Source organism: Nucisporomicrobium flavum (assembly GCF_016464385.1).
GTDB classification, from domain to species: Bacteria; Actinomycetota; Actinomycetes; order Mycobacteriales; family Micromonosporaceae; genus Actinoplanes; species Actinoplanes flavus_A.
Map to the genome: position 1 here is coordinate 440,201 of NZ_JADMLH010000001.1, position 17,220 is coordinate 457,420.

11 protein-coding genes and 1 riboswitch are annotated in these 17,220 nt (G+C 73.5%); of the genes, 3 read left to right on the top strand and 8 right to left on the bottom strand.

Features of this window, described 5'->3' with window-relative positions; translation table 11 throughout:
* Positions 1-283 precede the first annotated feature (283 nt).
* Positions 284-3,922 (bottom strand): methionine synthase, encoded by a 3,639-nt coding sequence (metH, locus tag IT780_RS02140; protein ID WP_199509633.1) that lies wholly within the window; start codon positions 3,920-3,922, stop codon positions 284-286.
* Positions 3,921-4,000, bottom strand: a riboswitch (S-adenosyl-L-homocysteine riboswitch). Its footprint overlaps the gene before it by 2 nt.
* A 264-nt stretch (positions 4,001-4,264) precedes the next feature.
* On the opposite strand from metH, the gene IT780_RS02145 reads away from it, so the two are divergent.
* On the top strand, positions 4,265-5,191 hold the full coding sequence (locus IT780_RS02145; protein WP_372443592.1) for an MHYT domain-containing protein: 927 nt from the start codon (positions 4,265-4,267) through the stop codon (positions 5,189-5,191).
* On the opposite strand, the gene IT780_RS02150 is transcribed toward IT780_RS02145, so the two are convergent.
* The 5 genes from IT780_RS02150 to IT780_RS02170 form a co-directional block, all read right to left on the bottom strand.
* Positions 5,177-7,033 (bottom strand): elongation factor G, encoded by a 1,857-nt coding sequence (locus IT780_RS02150; protein WP_199509634.1) that lies wholly within the window; start codon positions 7,031-7,033, stop codon positions 5,177-5,179. The genes IT780_RS02145 and IT780_RS02150 overlap by 15 nt on opposite strands.
* Positions 7,034-7,111: 78 nt before the next feature.
* Positions 7,112-8,866, bottom strand: coding sequence for a thiol reductant ABC exporter subunit CydC (gene cydC / locus IT780_RS02155; protein ID WP_233412048.1), 1,755 nt, complete (start codon positions 8,864-8,866; stop codon positions 7,112-7,114).
* Entirely contained in the window at positions 8,863-10,461 is a 1,599-nt protein-coding gene (gene cydD, locus IT780_RS02160) for a thiol reductant ABC exporter subunit CydD (RefSeq protein WP_199509635.1), read from the bottom strand. Before cydD ends, cydC begins: the two co-directional genes overlap by 4 nt.
* Positions 10,458-11,504, bottom strand: coding sequence for a cytochrome d ubiquinol oxidase subunit II (gene cydB, locus IT780_RS02165; protein WP_199509636.1), 1,047 nt, complete (start codon positions 11,502-11,504; stop codon positions 10,458-10,460). Before cydB ends, cydD begins: the two co-directional genes overlap by 4 nt.
* An 18-nt stretch (positions 11,505-11,522) precedes the next feature.
* Positions 11,523-12,920 carry a cytochrome ubiquinol oxidase subunit I gene (locus tag IT780_RS02170; protein ID WP_199509637.1) on the bottom strand — a complete coding sequence of 466 codons (1,398 nt, stop codon included), beginning with the start codon at positions 12,918-12,920 and terminating at the stop codon, positions 11,523-11,525.
* Positions 12,921-13,024: 104 nt separating this feature from the next.
* Between IT780_RS02170 and IT780_RS02175 the strand changes: the two genes are divergently transcribed.
* Positions 13,025-14,245: an APC family permease gene (locus IT780_RS02175; protein WP_307831000.1), complete on the top strand. Its 1,221-nt coding sequence runs from the start codon at positions 13,025-13,027 to the stop codon at positions 14,243-14,245.
* A gap of 4 nt (positions 14,246-14,249) precedes the next feature.
* On the opposite strand, the gene IT780_RS02180 is transcribed toward IT780_RS02175, so the two are convergent.
* Positions 14,250-14,498, bottom strand: coding sequence for a hypothetical protein (locus tag IT780_RS02180; RefSeq protein WP_199509638.1), 249 nt, complete (start codon positions 14,496-14,498; stop codon positions 14,250-14,252).
* 1,739 nt (positions 14,499-16,237) lie between these two features.
* Positions 16,238-16,705: a hypothetical protein gene (locus tag IT780_RS02185; protein WP_199509639.1), complete on the bottom strand. Its 468-nt coding sequence runs from the start codon at positions 16,703-16,705 to the stop codon at positions 16,238-16,240.
* 66 nt (positions 16,706-16,771) lie between these two features.
* Between IT780_RS02185 and IT780_RS02190 the strand changes: the two genes are divergently transcribed.
* Positions 16,772-17,220: rhodanese-like domain-containing protein (locus tag IT780_RS02190; protein WP_199509640.1), on the top strand; the 449-nt coding region annotated here is incomplete at its 3' end.

Consider the following 17,220-nt stretch of genomic DNA (forward strand, 5'->3'; position numbering starts at 1 on the left):
GGCCGGGCAGGCAGCAGGGGGCCGGGGCGCGGCGGGGCGCGGCGGGGCGCGGCGGGGCCGGGGCGGGGCGGGGCGCGGCGGGGCGCGGCGGGGCGCGGCGGGGCGCGGCGGGGCGCGGCGGGGCGCGGGGAGCTGGGTAACCCGCGCCGAGCCGGCCCGGGCAAGCCGCGTCGAGCAAAGCCGGCCCAGGCGAGCCGGGGGTAGGCAAGCCGGGGCGGGCCGGGCAGAGTGGGCCGGGCAGAGCGGCCCCGTCAGAGTGATCCGACCGGGCCGCTCCCCTGTCTCAGGCCACCGGGATCTCGTACGCGAGGTTCGGCCGCAGCCAGCGCTCCACCTCGTCCACGCTCATCCCCCGCCGCGCCGCGTAGTCCTCGATCTGGTCCTTGGCGAGCCGGCCCACCGTGAAGTAGCGGGACTGCGGGTGGGCGAAGATCAGGCCGCTGACCGCCGCCGCCGGGGTCATCGCGTACGACTCCGTGAGGCCGATGCCGAGCTTGTCCGAGCCGAGCAGGTCGAAGAGGTCCTTCTTCTCGCTGTGGTCGGGGCTCGCCGGGTAGCCGAGCGCCGGGCGGATGCCGCGGAACCGTTCCGCGTGCAGGTCCTCGAGGGCCGGGTCGGCGTCCGGCTCGAACCAGTCGCGGCGGGCCTGCAGGTGCAGGTACTCGGCGAAGGCCTCGGCGAGGCGGTCGGCGAGGGCCTTGACCATGATGGCGCGGTAGTCGTCCTGCTCGGCCTCGAAGCGGGCGGCCAGCTCGCCGGCGCCGTGGATGGCCACCGCGAACCCGCCGAGGTGGTCCTGGCCGGCCGACGGAGGGGCGATGTAGTCGGCGAGGCTGCGGTTCGCGCGCCCGTCCGGCTTGCGGGTCTGCTGGCGCAGCATCGGGAAGCGGACGCCGTCGGCGAGGACGATGTCGTCGCCCTCGGCGTGGGCCGGCCAGAAGGCGTACGCGCCGCGCGCCTGGAACGAACCGTCCGCGATGATCTTGTCGAGCATGGCGTTGGCGTCGTCGAAGAGCTCGCGGGCGACCGGCTGGTCCAGGATCGCCGGGTACTTGCCCTTGAGCTCCCAGGCGAGGAACAGGAACTGCCAGTCGATCAGCTCGCGCAGCGTGGCGATGTCCGGCTCGACGGTGCGCACCCCGGTGAAGGCCGGCGTGGGCAGGTCGGTGAAGTCGACGGTCTCCCGGTTGGCGCGCGCCTCGGCGAGGGTGAGCATCGGCTGGGAGTGCCGGTTGGCGTGCTGCTCGCGCAGGCGTTCCTGCTCGGCGCGGTTGGCCGTGTCGAGGGTCTTGGCGCGACCGGGGTCGAGCAGGTCGGAGACCACCCCGACGACCCGGGAGGCGTCCAGGACGTGCACGGTCACCGCGTCGTACGCCGGCGCGATGCGCACCGCCGTGTGCTGGCGCGAGGTGGTGGCCCCGCCGATGAGCAGCGGCATCGTCATCCCGCGGCGCTTCATCTCGGCGGCGACGCTGACCATCTCGTCCAGCGACGGGGTGATCAGGCCGGAGAGGCCGACCGCGTCGGCGCCCTCGGCGATCGCGGTGTCGAGGATCTTCGCCGCCGGCACCATCACGCCGAGGTCGATGACCTCGTAGTTGTTGCAGCCCAGCACGACGCCGACGATGTTCTTGCCGATGTCGTGCACGTCGCCCTTGACCGTGGCGAGCACGACCTTGCCCTGGCCGCGCCCGGACGCCTTCTCCTTCTCCATGAAGGGCTCGAGGTACGCCACCGAGCGCTTCATCACCCGGGCGCTCTTGACGACCTGGGGCAGGAACATCTTGCCGGCGCCGAAGAGGTCGCCGACGACCTTCATGCCGTCCATCAGCGGGCCCTCGATCACGTCCAGCGGACGGGGCAGCAGCTGCCGGGCCTCCTCGGTGTCCTCCTCGACGAAGTCGACGATGCCGTGCACGAGGGCGTGCTGCAGCCGCTCCGCGACCGGTGCCTCGCGCCAGGACAGGTCCACGACCCGCTTGGTGCCGGAGCCGGTGACCGTGGAGGCGAAGGTGACGAGCCGGTCGGTGGCGTCCTCGCGGCGGTCGAACAGCACGTCCTCGACCAGTTCGAGCAGCTCCGCCGGGATGTCCTGGTAGACGGCGAGCTGGCCGGCGTTGACGATGCCCATGTCGAGGCCGGCGCGTACGGCGTGGAGCAGGAACGCCGAGTGCATGGCCTCGCGCACCACGTCGTTGCCGCGGAAGGCGAAGGACAGGTTCGAGATGCCACCGCTGGTACGGGCACCCGGGCAGCGCTGCTTGATCAGCGGCAGGGCGTCGATGAACGCCCTGGCGTAGCCGTTGTGCTCCGCGATGCCGGTGGCCACGGCGAGCACGTTGGGGTCGAAGATGATGTCCTCGGGCGCGAAGCCGGCCTTCTGCACGAGCAGGTCGTACGCGCGGCCGCAGATCTCGACCTTGCGCTCGGCGGTGTCGGCCTGGCCCTTCTCGTCGAACGCCATGACGACCACGCCGGCGCCGTACGCGAGGATCCGCCGGGCCTGCTCCAGGAACGGCTCCTCACCCTCCTTGAGGCTGATCGAGTTGACCACGCCCTTGCCCTGCACGCACTTGAGGCCGGCCTCGAGCACGCTCCACTTCGAGCTGTCGATCATCACCGGGATCCGGGCGACCTCCGGCTCGGTGGCGATGAGGTTGAGGAACGTGGTCATCGCCCGCTCGCTGTCGAGCAGGTCGGCGTCCATGTTGACGTCGAGCAGGTTGGCGCCGCCGCGCACCTGCTCGAGGGCGACGTCGACCGCGGCCTGGTAGTTGTCGGCCTCGATGAGCCGGCGGAACTTGGCCGAGCCGGTGACGTTGGTGCGCTCGCCGATCATGACGAAACCGGTGTCGGGGCCGATCTCGAACGGCTCCAACCCGCTGAACCGGGTGGCGGGCGCGGGCGCGGGGAGCTGCCGGGGCCGGGCGTCGCGGACCGCCTCGGCGATGGCGGCGATGTGCGGCGGGGTGGTGCCGCAGCAGCCGCCGACGATGTTCACCAGGCCGTCCGCGGCGAACTCGGAGAGCAGCTGCCCGGTCTGCTCGGGCGTCTCGTCGTAGCCGCCGAAGGCGTTCGGCAGGCCGGCGTTCGGATGCGCGGCGACGTAGACGTTCGCCAGGCGGGCGAGGTCGGCCACGTGCGGACGTGCCTCGGCCGCGCCCAGGGCGCAGTTGACGCCGACGACCAGGGGGTGCGCGCGCTCGATGGAGCGCCAGAACGCCTCCACGGTCTGCCCGGACAGGGTCCGCCCGGACAGGTCGACGATGGTGACCGAGATCCACAGCGGCAGCTGCGGGGCGACCTCGCGGGCGGCGGCGACGGCGGCCTTGGCGTTGAGCGTGTCGAAGATCGTCTCGATCAGCAGCAGGTCGACGCCGCCTTCGGCGAGGGCGGAGATCTGCTCCGCGTACGCCGCCTTGACGGTGTCGAAGGAGACGGCCCGGTAGGCGGGGTCCTCGACGCGCGGCGACAGCGAGAGGGTGACGTTCAGCGGCCCCACCGACCCGGCGACGAACCGCCCCCCGGCCTCGTCGGCGGCCTGGCGGGCGAGCTGCGCGCCCCGGACGTTCATGTCGCGCACCAGGTGCTGCAGCCCGTAGTCGGCCTGCGCGATGCTGGTCGCGGTGAACGTGTTGGTGGTGGTGATGTCGGCGCCCGCGGCCAGGTACTGCCGGTGCACGTCGAGGATGACGTCCGGCCGGGTGATGTTGAGCAGGTCCGGGTCGCCGGTGACGTCCTGCGGGTGGTCCGCGGGGATCAGGTCGCCTCGGTAGTCGGCCGGGGTGAGCTGGGCGCCCTGGAGCATCGTGCCCCAGGCCCCGTCGAGCACGAGCACGCGCTCGGCCAGGAGCTTGCGCAGCTCCCCGGCCACATCGCTACCGTGGGTTACTACTGACACAGCGACCACCTCCGCAGACATCTCGGAGGCGCCCTTGGTCGGTGTGGTTCCGGTCCGAGCGTGGCGGGGTGAACCCCCGTTGCAGCGCCCCTCGGCCTGGCGCACAACAGTACCCGAAGACGGTCGTACCGGGCTCGAGGGCGGGTCGCGTCCCGAGGGTTGGGCTGCTGCGGGCGGGTCGTCGCCGCCACCGGCACGTCCGGCGGCCACCGCGGGCCGAAAGCTGCGCCGGGTGACCGCCTGGCCACGGTCACGCTCGGCTGACCGGGCCGGGCCGGGTCGCCCGTACGGGCCGTTCCCGCGTCGGTCCCCCTTCGGCCGCCTGCACCCCGCGCGAACCCGCGTCAGGATGCATCCGGAACTGTGACCTGGGGGGACATCGACATGGAGATCCACCACTTCGAGCACGGATGGGTCACCCCGGCGGTGAGCTACACACTGTCCGTGCTCGGCTCGCTGCTCGGCCTCGTCTGCGCCGTACGGCTGCGCTCCGCGCGAAGCGGCGGCGGGCGGGCCTGGTGGCTGGCGCTGTCCGCGATCGCCATCGGCGGCACCGGCATCTGGACGATGCACTTCGTGGCGATGCTCGGCTTCGGCGTGGTGGGTACGCCGATCCGCTACGACGTCGCGCTCACCGCGGCCAGCGCGGTCCTGGCGATCGCCGCGGTCGGCGCCGGCATGATGATCGTCTTCGGCGGCGAACGGGCCCGCGCCGCCCGCATCGTCGCCGGCGGCCTGCTCGCCGGCCTCGGCGTCGCGGCCATGCACTACATGGGCATGTACGCCATGCACCTCAACGGCCACATCTCGTACGGCACCCCGCGCGTGGCCGCCTCGGTCGCGATCGCGGTCGTGGCCGCCACCGTCGCGCTCTGGCTGACCGTGACGGTGCAGAAGCCGCTCGCCATCCTCGGCGCGGCCCTGATCATGGGCGTGGCGGTCAACGGCATGCACTTCACCGGCATGTCGGCGATGACCGTGCGCGCCGGGGACGCGGCCGGCACCCCGTCCGGCGCGACGGCCACCACGCTGCTCATCCCGATCGGCCTCGCCGTCGTCTTCGCCGCGCTGGGGCTGGTGTACGCGCTGATGGCGGCCCCGACCGACGAGGACCGGGCGGCTGCGGCGTACCTGGCGGCCCGCCTGGAACAGGGTGACGCGGCGGCACGCCCGGGCACCCCGCGCCCGGCGCCGGCTGCGGCCCCGGCGGGCCCGCACGTCCCGCAGCAGCGCGGCTCGGCCCTCGGCGGGGCGTCGTGGACGTACCGGGACCGGTCATCGCGTCAGTGACGGCGCGGCCAGGAACCGCAGGTACGCCTCGCGGTCCAGCGGGTCGCCGTCCAGTCGCGCACGGACCGGCGGGGTCCCCCGTACCGGCCGGTCGGGGCCGGGGCGGCTCCACAGCGCCCCCTCGCCGTGCGTCAGCCCCGGCAGCGCCCGGGCCAGGTCCTGCACCAGCCGGGACGGCAGCACACCGGTGATCACCCACCCGTCGGCGCGCGGTACCGACCCGGACAGCTCCGCACCCAGCGCCGACATCGCGCCGAGAACGGTGCTCAACGCGTCGGCGGGGACCTCGACCTCGACCGTGTGACACGGCTCGTGCACGCGCGTACCGGCCCGCTGCAGTGCCCGGAGCAGCACGACGGGTGCGAGGCCGCGGAAGTCGGCGGCGGTGGAGGTCGGCGACTTCCAGCCGATGCGGGTCACCGTGACCGTGCAGTCGAGCACCTCCCATCCGGACAGGCCCTGCTGCAGGGTGCGGCGTACAGCCTCCTCGGTCGCCACGTGGAACGCCCGGGGCACCGCCCCCCACTCGGCCCCGTGGCGGTACCGCAGGCCGGAGCCGCGCGGGCCGGGCTCGACGCGCAGCCCGATCGTGGCCCAGAAGTCGTTGCCGCGGTGCTTGTCGAAGGCCCGCTCCGCGTGACCGGTGCCGATCAGCCGCTCCGCGTACACGGGCTGCACGTCGCCGAAGACCGCCTCGACGCCGAAGTCGCGCGCGAGCCGGTCCGCGATGACCTCGCGTTGCACGGCCCCGTACAGCAGGACCGACGTCCTGCCAGCGCCCGCCGCGCGCGTGCGGATGAGCGGGTCCTCGTCGGCCAGGCCGGTCAGCGCGGCGTGCAGCTCGGCCTCCTGGCCGGGGTGCCGGGGCTCGACCAGCGCCTCCAGGCCGGGCGGCGAGAACTGCCGGGCGGCCTCGCGCGGCGGGTCGCCCAGCCGGTCGCCGACGCGGGCGCCGGTCAGCCCGCGGACCCGGGCGATGCCGCCGGCCCGGAGCACCCGCTCGCCGGTGCCGGGGACGCTCAGCCCGGTGACGCGGCCGGTGACGGCGCCGCCGGGGCGGGTCAGCCGCAGGCGCTGACGTTCCCTGACCTCGCCGCCGAACAGGCGCAGATACGCGATCTTCTCGCCGCCGGGCGCGCGCTCCACCGCGAACACGAGCCCGCTGGTCGTGCGGCCGGGCGGTGGCGGGCGCAGCAGCGTCGTGAGCCCGGCGGTCAGCTCCCGGACGCCCTCGCCGGTCAGCGCCGAGCCGAAGAACACCGGGTGCAGCCGGCCGGCGGCGGTCTCCTCGGCGATCAGCGGGTGCAGCTCGTCGAGCGACCGGTCGGGCCGGGCGGTGGCGGCCGGGGTGCCCGGGTCACGCACGGCGCTGACGGCTATGACATCGGCGTCCAGCTTGGATCGCAGCTCGTGAACCAGTCCGGCGGTCCGGGCACCCGTACGGTCGATCTTGTTGACGAAGAACAGCACGGGCAGGCCGAGCCGGCGCAGTGAGCGCCACAACACGCGGGTCTGTGCCTGCACGCCCTCGACGGCGGAGACGACGAGGACGGCGGCGTCGAGCACGGCGAGCGCCCGTTCCACCTCAGCGATGAAGTCGGGGTGCCCGGGCGTGTCGATGAGGTTGACCCGCCGGTCGCCGGCGCGGAACGAGGCGACCGCGGAGCGGATCGTGATGCCGCGCTCGCGTTCGAGCTCGCCGCTGTCGGTCTGGGTGCTGCCGGCGTCGACGCTGCCGAGCGCCGCGATGACACCGTGCTCGTAGAGCAGGCGTTCGGTGAGGCTGGTCTTACCGGCGTCGACGTGCGCCAGAATGCCGAGATTGAGCGGTGTGGAGGGCAAGGAGATCCTCGAATGGCCGGAACGGATGGATGGTCCGGGGCGTTCCGAGCTCTCGCATGCTTCCTCCAGGATCGGCGGTCAGCCGCACCCTACGACGGCCGGTACGGCGACCGCGACCGAATTATCCCCGCAGGTCACGACCTGGTCGACGCCGCCCAGGTCGTCGGTGCGGTGGGTGATGAGCAGGACCGTACGGTCGTGCGCGGCGGCCAGCAGGTCCGCGGTGAGCGCGTGCGCGGTCTCGTCGTCGAGGTGTTCGGTCGGCTCGTCGAGGATCAGCACCCGCGCGTCCGTCAGCAGCGCGCGGGCCAGCACCAGGCGGCGGCGCTGGCCACCGGACAGCTGCATGCCGTGCTCGCCGACCAGCGTGTCCAGCCCGCGCGGCAGCCCGTCCACCCAGTCCAGCAGCCGGGCGCGGCCGAGCACGTCGCGCAGCTCGGCGTCGGACGCGTCGCGGCGCGCGATCCGCAGGTTCTCGGCGATCGTCGTGTCGAACAGGTACGCGTCCTCCGGCAGGTACGTGATGACGCGCCGTACGTCGGCCGGGTCGAGGGTGCGCAGGTCGGCGCCGTCGAGGGTGATGCGGCCCGCGCGCGGGTCGAGGAAGCGCACCAGCAGCGCGGCGATCGTGGACTTGCCGGAGCCGCTCGGGCCGATGAGCGCCGTACGGCTGCCCGGATCCAGCGTGAAGGACACGTCCCGGACGGCGGTCTGTCCCGCGGTCCATCCGGCCGTGACGCCCTCGACGCGCACGACGCCGGGCCCGGCGGGCAACGGCTCCGGGTCGGTGACCTCCATGACGGGTACGGACGCGGCCATGACCTCGGCGAGCCGGCGCAGCGCGGCGCGTGCGGACGCGAAGTGCTGGGCGGCGCCCGGCAGCGTCCCGGCGATCTCGAACACCGCGAGCGGGGTGAGGACCACGACCGCGAGCAGCTCGCCGGAGAGGGTTCCGGCGCGGACGGCCACAGCCCCGGCGGCCAGGCCGACGATCAGGCAGAGCCCGGTGCTCAGCGCGGTGACGGCCGCGGAGACTCCGGTGGCGAACGCCGAGCGCTCCCCCGCCCGGCGCAACCGCGCGTCGGCCTCTGCCAGCCGGGCCAGCTGCCGGTCGACGGCGCCGTACGCGGTCAGGTCGCGCAGCCCGTGCGCCAGGTCCACGGCGGCCGTGGCGAGTTCGCCGCGCAGCGGGGCCAGCCGGCCGTCCGCCCGCCGCGCGGCCCGGGCCTGCAGCAGCGGGACGACGACGGCCACCACGACCAGCGCGGCCGCGAGGGTCAGCCCGGCGACCGGCAGGAACGAGCCGACCAGCAGCACCGCGCCGGCGCCCGCGACCGCCGCTACCGCGTACGGCAGCAGCACCCGGGTGATGAGGTCCAGCACGGCATCGACGTCGGTGACGAGCCGCTGCACGAGGTCGGCGCGGCGGAAGTCGGCGAGCCCGGCCGGGGCCAGCTTCTCGAGGCGGCTGTAGAGGCGTACGCGCAGCGCGCCGAGGATCCGGAAGGCCGCGTCGTGCCCGGCGAGGCGCTCGACGTAGCGCAGCGCGCCCCGGCCGATGCCGAACGCGCGCACGGTGACGATGGCGACCATGAGGTGCAGCACCGGCGGGTGCAGGGCGGCGCGCGAGATCAGCCAGGCGGAGGTCGCCATGAGCCCGATGGCGGCCCCGGCCGCGCCGACGCCCGCGAGCACGGCGATGAGCAACCGCCCGGCGGCCGGCCGCAGCAGCGCGACGACGTTCATCCTGTGCCTGCTGGGCATGCCCTCCTGGCCCTCGCTGTCACGGCCGTCCGCCTCTCCCGGCAGCAGCGGCTCGGTGCAGTCGGTCATGCCGCCACCGGGGCCAGGGAGATCTCGCGGTCGGCGAGGGCGATCAGCTCGGGGCGGTGCGCGGCGATGACGACCGTACGGCCGGCAGCGAGCCGCCGGATCGCGGCCATGACCCCGTCGGCGGTGTCCGCGTCGAGATTCGCGGTGGGCTCGTCGAGCAGCACGACGGGCGCGTCGCGGTGGAACGCCCGGGCGAGCGCGATGCGCTGCCGCTGGCCGGCGGACAGGCCGCTGCCGTCGTCGCCGAGCGTCATGCCGGGGCCGGTGACGAACGTGTCGGCGCCCGCGTCGCGCAGGGCGGCGGTCACGTCCCCGGGGGCACCCAGCGCGACGTTGTCCGCGACCGTGCCGGCGAACAGGTACGGCCGCTGCGGCACCCAGGCGAGCCGCTGCCGCCACCGCTCGGGGTCCACACCGGACAGCGGGACTCCCCCGACGGTGACCCGCCCGGAGGACGGGGTGGCGAAGCCGAGCAGCACGTCCAGCGCGGTGGATTTGCCGCACCCGCTGGGCCCGGTCAGCGCCACCACCTCGCCGGGCTGGATGAGCGCGGACAGCCGCAGCGCGTCGGCGTCGCGGTAGCGCACCACGACGTCCTCGAACGCGATCGTGCCGGCCGGCGCCGGATCGCTTCCGGCGGCCGGCACCGGGCGTTCGAGGATCGCGAAGGCATCCTCCGCGGCGGCCAGGCCCTCGGCGCTGGCGTGGTAGTTGGCGCCGATCTGCCGCAGCGGCAGGTACGCCTCCGGCGCCAGGATCAGCACCAGCAGCGCGGTGGCCAGGTCGAGGTGCCCGGAGACCAGGCGCAGGCCGATGCCGACGGCGACCAGCGCGACCGAGAGGGTGGCCAGCAGCTCCAGCACCAGCGAGGACAGGAACGCCGTGCGCAGCGTCCGCATGGTGAGCCGGCGCTGCTCGGCGCTGATCCGGCGGATCGTGCCGGCCTGGGCCCGGGCCCGGCCGAAGAGCTTGAGCGTGGGAAGCCCGGCGACGACGTCGAGGAAGTGGTGCGAGAGCCGGGACATCAGCCGGAACTGGCGCCGGTTGGCGGCCTCGGTGTGCAGGCCGACCAGCGCCATGAAGACCGGGATCAGCGGCAGCGTGAGCGCGATGGTCCCGGTCGCGACCAGGTCGGCCGGCAGCAGCCGGGCCAGCACGATCGCGGGTACGAGCGCAGCCAGCACCAGCTGCGGCAGGTACCGGGCGAAGTACGCGTCGAGCGCGTCGAGCCCCCGGGTGACCAGCGTGAGCACGGCTCCGGTGGGCTGCCGGTCGCGGGGCCCGAGCTCGGCCAGGCGGGCAAGCACCTTGCGGCGCAGCTCCGACTTGACCCCGGCGGCGGAGCGGGCGGCCATGACCTCCTGCGCCCACGCCACGAACCCGCGCCCGGCCACCACCACGGCCAGCCAGCCCAGCGTGGGCAGCAGGTCCGCCGCCGTCGCGCCGTGCAGGAAGACCGCGGTGATGCCGTCGGCGAGGAGGGTCGCCTGCGCCACGATCAGCGCGGCCAGGGCCACCCCCAGCGCCACGGTGACCGCCAGGTACGCCCGGGTCGAACGGGCGTACCTGAGCAGGCGCGGGTCGAGCGGTTTCACCGGGCTTCCGTCGCGGCGCCGGCGGGTGCGGGGCTGACCGGGATCGGGCTCGCCGGGATGTGCTCGACGGTGAGCCGCTTGCGGAACACCCAGTACGTCCAGCCCTGGTACGCCAGCACGACCGGCGTGAACACGACCGCCACCCAGGTCATGACCTTCAGCGTGTACGGCGTCGACGCGGCGTTGGTGGTGGTGAGGCTGTTCGCGTCGGCGATGGTGGACGGCATCACGTTCGGGAACAGCGTGACGAACAGCGCGAACACGGCCAGCACGATGGTGGCGGCGGTGGCCAGGAACGCCCAGCCCTCGCGGCGTACCCGGGTGGCGAGCGCGGCCCCCACCAGGCTGAGCGCCGCGACGGCCGAGAGCGCCCAGCCGGCCGCGTCGTGGTGCGCCAGCGCGGTCCACAGCAGGAACGCGCCCGCGACGGCGATGGCCGGTACGGCGAGCCGGGCCGCCAGGGCGCCGGCGCGCTCGCGCATCTCCCCGCCGGTCTTCAGCGCGAGGAACACGGCGCCGTGCAGCGTGAACAGCACCAGCGTGGTCAGCCCGCCGAGCAGCGCGTACGGGTTCAGCAGATTGAAGAACCCGCCCACGTACTCATGGTCGGCGTCGAGGCGCACGCCGCGCACGATGTTGCCGAACGCCACGCCCCACAGCAGCGCCGGGACGAGGCTGCCGACGATGATGCAGAGGTCCCACCGGCGCTTCCACTCGGCCTCGTCGCGCTTGCCGCGGTACTCGAACGCGACGCCGCGCACGATGAGCGCCACCAGGATGATCAGCAGCGGCAGGAAGAAGCCGGAGAACAGGGTCGCGTACCACTCGGGGAACGCGGCGAAGGTCGCGCCGCCGGCCACGAGCAGCCACACCTCGTTGCCGTCCCAGACCGGGCCGATGGTGTTGATGAGCAGGCGCCGCTCGCGGTCGTCGCGGCCGAGCACCGGCAGCAGGATGCCGACGCCGAAGTCGAAGCCCTCGAGCAGGAAGTACCCGGCCCAGAGCACGGCGATCAGGCCGAACCAGACAGTCGTGAGTTCCATGACGATCAGCTCCGGGTCTCAGTAGGCGAACGCGAGCGGGCGGTCGGCGTCGTCGGTGTCGTCCGCCGGGGGCTCGATCTCGGGCGCCCCGGCCTTGGCGTACTTGAGGAAGAGCCCGACCTCGACGACGGCGAGCACGCCGTACAGCAGGGTCAGCACGATGAGCGAGGTGGCGGCCTCCCCGGTGCTCACCGCCGGGGAGCCGCTCTCCGCCGTCCGGAACACGCCGAAGACCGTCCACGGCTGGCGGCCCATCTCGGTGAAGATCCAGCCGAACGAGTTGGCCAGCAGCGGCATCGCGACCGTGGCGATCGCCGCGGGCCACAGCCAGCGGTTCGCCGGGGTACGCCCGCGCCGGGTCAGCCAGAGCGCCGCCAGCGCGATCGCCATCGCCAGCGCGCCGAAGCCGATCATCAGGCGGAACGACCAGTACGTGACCGGCACGTAGGGCGCGTAGTCGCCGGGGCCGTACTTCTCGGCGTACTGCTGCTGAATGTTGTTGATGCCCTCGACCTCGCCGGACGGGCTGCCGGTGGCCATGAACGACAGCAGCGAGGGGATGCGCACGCTGGCGACCTCCTCGCGCCCGTCGAGCGAGCCGATCGTGAACAGCGAGAAGCTGGCGGGCTTCGAGGTGTCGTAGAGCGCCTCGGCGGCGGCCATCTTCATCGGCTGCTGCTCGGTCATGATGCGGGCCTGCAGGTCGCCGGTGATGAGCACGCCGACGCCGGCGATCAGCACCACCCAGGCGCCCAGCTTGAGCGAGGGCCGGAAAACCTGGTCCTGGTTGCCCTTGCGCAGGTGCCACGCGCTGACCGCGAGCAGCAGCGCCCCGGCGGTCAGGAAACAGGCGGTGACGGTGTGCGGGAACGTCACGAGCGTGGTCGAGTTCGTCAGCACGGCGCCGATGCTGTGCAGCTCGGCGCGGCCGGTCTCGGCGTTCACCTCGTAGCCGACCGGGTGCTGCATCCACGAGTTCGCGGCCAGGATGAAGTATGCCGACAGCAGCGTCCCGATCGAGGCGAGCCAGATCGTGGCGAGGTGCAGCCGCTTCGGCAGCCGGTCCCAGCCGAAGATCCACAGGCCGAGGAAGGTGGACTCGAGGAAGAACGCCAGCAGCCCCTCGATGGCCAGCGGGGCGCCGAAGATGTCACCGACGAACCGCGAGTAGTCGCTCCAGTTCATCCCGAACTGGAACTCCTGCACGATGCCGGTGACCACGCCCATCGCGAAGTTGATCAGGAAAAGCTTCCCCCAGAACTTCGTGGCACGCAGGTAGTGCTCCTTGCCGGTGCGGTACCAGGCGGTCTGCAGGCCGGCGACCAGCGCGGACAGGCCGATCGTGATCGGCACGAAGATGAAGTGGTACACGGTGGTGATGCCGAACTGCCATCGGGCAAGATCCAAGGCGTCCACGGGGTGTTTCCTTTCCACGGCTGACAGGAAGTCTTTGTGATCTCGCCGGAGGCCGATCAGGGCCGAAGGTCCCGACCCAAGGTCCCGTTCGGAAGGAATCTGCTGTGGTACTGATCCGGCGGCTGGGCACGACCGACGCGGTCGTGGTGGGACTCGGCGCGATGATCGGCGCGGGCGTCTTCGCGGCCTTCGCCCCCGCGGCGGCCGCGGCCGGCGGCTGGCTGCCCCTCGCGCTGGCGATCGCCGGCGTGGTCGCGTACTGCAACGCGGTCTCCTCGGCCCGGCTCGCGGCGCTCTACCCCGCCTCCGGCGGCACCTACGTGTACGGCCGCAAGCGCCTGGGCGACCTCTGGGGCTACCTCGCGGGCTGGGGGTTCGTCGTCGGCAAGACGGCGTCCTGCGCGGCGATGGCGCTGACGGTCGGCAGCTACGTCTGGCCGCAGCACGCCCGGACCGTGGCGGTGCTCGCGGTGGCCGCGCTCACCGTGCTCAACCTGCTCGGCGTCCAGAAGTCGATGATCGCCGCCCGGATCATCGTCGCCGTGGTGATCGCCGTCCTGCTGACGGTCGTCGTCGCGGGGCTCGGGGGCGCCACCTGGCCCGGCGGAGGCGGCCCGGCGGTCGGCGCCGTGGACGTGCTGCAGGGCGCCGGCCTGCTGTTCTTCGCCTTCGCCGGCTACGCCCGTATCGCCACGCTGGGCGAGGAGGTCCGCGACCCGGCCCGCACCATCCCCCGCGCGGTGCCGATCGCCCTCGGCATCACGCTGATCCTGTACGCGGCGGTCGCCCTCGCCGTCCTGGGCGCCCTGGGCCCGGCCCGCCTCGCCGCCTCCACCGCTCCCCTGGCCGACACGGTCACCGCCGCGGGCGCGTCGTGGCTCACCGGCGTGGTCCGCCCGGCCGCCGCCGTGGCCGCGCTGGGCTCGCTGCTCGCGCTGATCCTGGGCGTGTCGAGGACGACGTTCGCCATGGCCCGCGACCGGCACCTGCCCGGCGTGCTGGACGCGGTCAGCGCGCGGCACGGCGTACCGCACCGGGCGGAAGTGGCGGTCGGCGCCGCGGTGATCGCGCTCGTGCTGCTGGTCGACCTGCGCGGGGCCATCGGCTTCTCGTCGTTCGGGGTCCTGGTCTACTACGCAGTCGCCAACGCCTCGGCCATGACCCTGCGCCGCGACGAGGGGGCGCCGGCCCGCCCCGTACCGATGATCGGGCTGGTGGGCTGCCTCGTCCTGGCCGCGACGCTGCCGTGGCCGTCCGTGGTGGCCGGCCTGGCGGTGTTCGCGGTAGGCGCGCTGGTGTGGGTGATCCGCCGGCGAGCCGCCTGAGAATTCAGGACCAGGCGACCAGGCCGCGTACCACGGAGTCCTTCTTGCGGACGATCTCCTCGAGCGGCACCGCGATCCGCAGGGCCGGCACCCGCCGGGCCGGCACCCGTCGGGCCGGCGCCCGCAGCGCGGTCGTCAGTTCCGTCCGGGCGATCTGCCGGCCCACGCAGCCGTACGCGCCGTGCCCGAAGCCGAGGCCCACGCTCAGCCTGCGGGTCACGTCGCATGGCGGCCACCGCACCGGGAGCAGCACCCAAATCAGGATATGCCACCCCACCGGAAGCGCCCACGCCCGGAACCGCAGCACCCCCGGCCACCGGACCCAAAGCCGCCGCGCCCGGAACCGCAGCACCCGCAGCCACCGAAGCCACCGCGCCCCTAACCGCAGCACCCGCAGCCACCGAAGCCACCGCGCCCCTAACCGCAGCACCCGGAGTAACCACCGGCGACCCGGCCCGGGTCCTGCGAGCCCAGATTCTGCTGGCCGCCGCGCTCGGCATGACGCTGCTGCGCTCCACGGTAAGCGTCGAGCCGCTCGCAGCGGCAACCGAAGAGGACCTGCATGAGCCATTGTCGGAAATGGTCAACGCCCTCCTGGCGCCCCAGCAATACTAGGCCGCCCGCAATTCAGCGCCAGAACTCCGCACGACGACAAACTCGCCGTGACAACAAATCGCCGGTCGGTTACGACGCTATTTCCACACCACCCCCTCGCCTCCAGACGCTCGTCGGAACGGTCGGCAACTGCGCATCGAGCACGCCCGGCGCCCGGATGCACTCTGACAGTACCGACGGTGGCCAGCCGTTTCGGTATGACGATCGTCGCTTTCTTGGCGTGATCGTTAAGTGGTACCGGGCGGAGGAAGCCGGGACAATTCATGTGTGCGGCAGCTTCAATTGTTCTCGACGGCGGAATTGGCCTCCATGCGTGACCGGACCGCGTCCCGAACGTATTCTCCGGTTCGGGAGGAGTTCCGTCGGGAGCACGCCCGTCATCGGGTGTGGGGGTTGGCCCAAAGGCACGCCACGAAGCTGCGTCGTCTGCACGGTGATTGCCACGCGTCCGGTCCGGCGGGAGCACCCGTGTCAGAGCGGGCGGAGGGGCGCTCCCCCCAGCTCGTACAGGCGCTCGACGCTGAGCATGCGCCGGGATCTGCGGACGGTTCGGAAATTGCGGACGACGCGGCCGTTGACCGGCCGGTACCCGACGGCGTCCGCGATCCTGGCGCAACCGTCACAGCCGCCGCTCGGCCATCCGCTGCGCCCGCCTCGGCGACGAAGGCGTCCCCCTGCCAGCCGACGAGAGTCACCACCGGCCCGCCAAGGAGCGCGCTCCCCCGCCACTCCCCGTCGCGCACCTCTACAGGGCCGCACACGTCGACCTGCGGGGGCCATCCCTCGCCTGCCGGGTCGATGAGAGCGGGGTGGAACTCGCGGGCAGGGCTGAGCCCCGTCACCAAGGAACACTCACCGGCACGACCGAGCGCACCCACCGCGGAACGCACCGGCCCGACCAACCGCGCACCCACCGCGGAACGCACCGGCCCGGCCGACTGCGCGCCCACCGGCCGGAATGACGGGCTGCGCAGTCGACCGGGAAGGATCTCTTCGTCGCGTGCGCTCGGATGCCCATGGACCGAACGAGCCGTTCGTCGGGCAGGCGCGGCCCCTGGCCCGGCAGGCACGGCCCCTGGCCCGGCAAGCACGGCCCCTGGCCCGGCAAGCACGGCCCCTGGCCCGGCAGGCACGGCAGGCCGGCTACCGGTCTGGCCGCCCGGTGCGGGTGTGCAGCGCCCGATGAGGCTCATCGACGTTCAGGCGGGGCAACCTGACGTCGGCAGTCGCGGAGAGAAGCGACCTGGCGTCGGCAGTCGCGGAGCGGAGCAACCTGGAGTCGGCAGTCGCGGAGGCGGGCGTCCTCGGTGCGGTGGTCGCCGGCCACCACCCGCGGAAGGGCGTACGGGTTCCGGCGCGACGACGGGTGGCCGGCGGTCAGCCCAGGCCCTCCCGCGCCGCGGCGAGGAACGCGTCGCGCAGGCCGTCGAGCTCCGGGTAGAGCGCCTCGACGTCCGGTACGCCGTCCCACACGGCCCGGTTGATGCGGAAGTAGTACGTCCGTGCGGCGGCGTGCACGTCGGCCTGGAACAGCACCTGCACCATACTTTCGGCGACCCAGAGGCGGTTCATCACCGCCTGCGTCGCGTCGGACCAGGCGTCGCCGGGGACCCAGTCGTCGGGGCGTTCGAAGGCGATGCGCTCCGCGTCGGCGGCCAGGGCGATGAACCGTTCGAGGTGGGTGAGCCGCTCGGCGCGTCTGCTCTCGGCCCGGGCGGCGTCCTGTTTGCGCTGTTCGGTGCGGGCGGTCATGCGCTGGGTGTTCGTCTGCACCAGATAGGACAGGCCGCCGCCGAGGGCGACGCCACCGAGGGATGTGACAGCGGTGACGATCTCGCCGGGCATCGCGCCACTCTAGCGCCGGCCCCGCCGCGGCGGGCGGCCGCCGGGCGACCGGGTCATGATCATGCGATGAGGACGACGGTCGGCGGGGTGGACGAGGTTCTGCAGCGGGCGCGGGCCGGGATGCGGCGGCTCGACCCGTACGAGACGTGGGCGGCGGTGACGGGCGGGGCGCTGCTCGTCGACACCCGCACCGACCGGCAGCGGGCCCGGCAGGGTGAGCTCCCGGGGGCGATCGTCATCGACCGTACGGTGCTCGAGTGGCGCCTCGATCCCGGGTCGGCGAGCCGGATCCCGGAGGCGACCGGCCCCGATCTGCTGATCGTGGTGGTGTGCCGGCAGGGCTACAGCTCGAGCCTGGCGGCGGCGAGCCTGCGGGCGATCGGCCTGCACCGGGCCACCGACCTGGCGGGCGGCGTCGAGGCGTGGCTCGCGGCGGGGGTGGGGCCCCCCCACCCCCCCCCCCCCCCCCCCGCCCGAAGCCCCGGCGGGGGGGGGGGGGGGACCCCCCCCGCCGA

Coding starts and splice junctions, on each gene's coding strand:
- metH (WP_199509633.1), bottom strand. CDS start 3,922: ATGTCTGCGGAGGTGGTCGCTGTGTCAGTAGTAACCCACGGTAGCGAT.
- cydC (WP_233412048.1), bottom strand. CDS start 8,866: ATGACCGACTGCACCGAGCCGCTGCTGCCGGGAGAGGCGGACGGCCGT.
- cydB (WP_199509636.1), bottom strand. CDS start 11,504: ATGGAACTCACGACTGTCTGGTTCGGCCTGATCGCCGTGCTCTGGGCC.
- IT780_RS02185 (WP_199509639.1), bottom strand. CDS start 16,705: ATGCCCGGCGAGATCGTCACCGCTGTCACATCCCTCGGTGGCGTCGCC.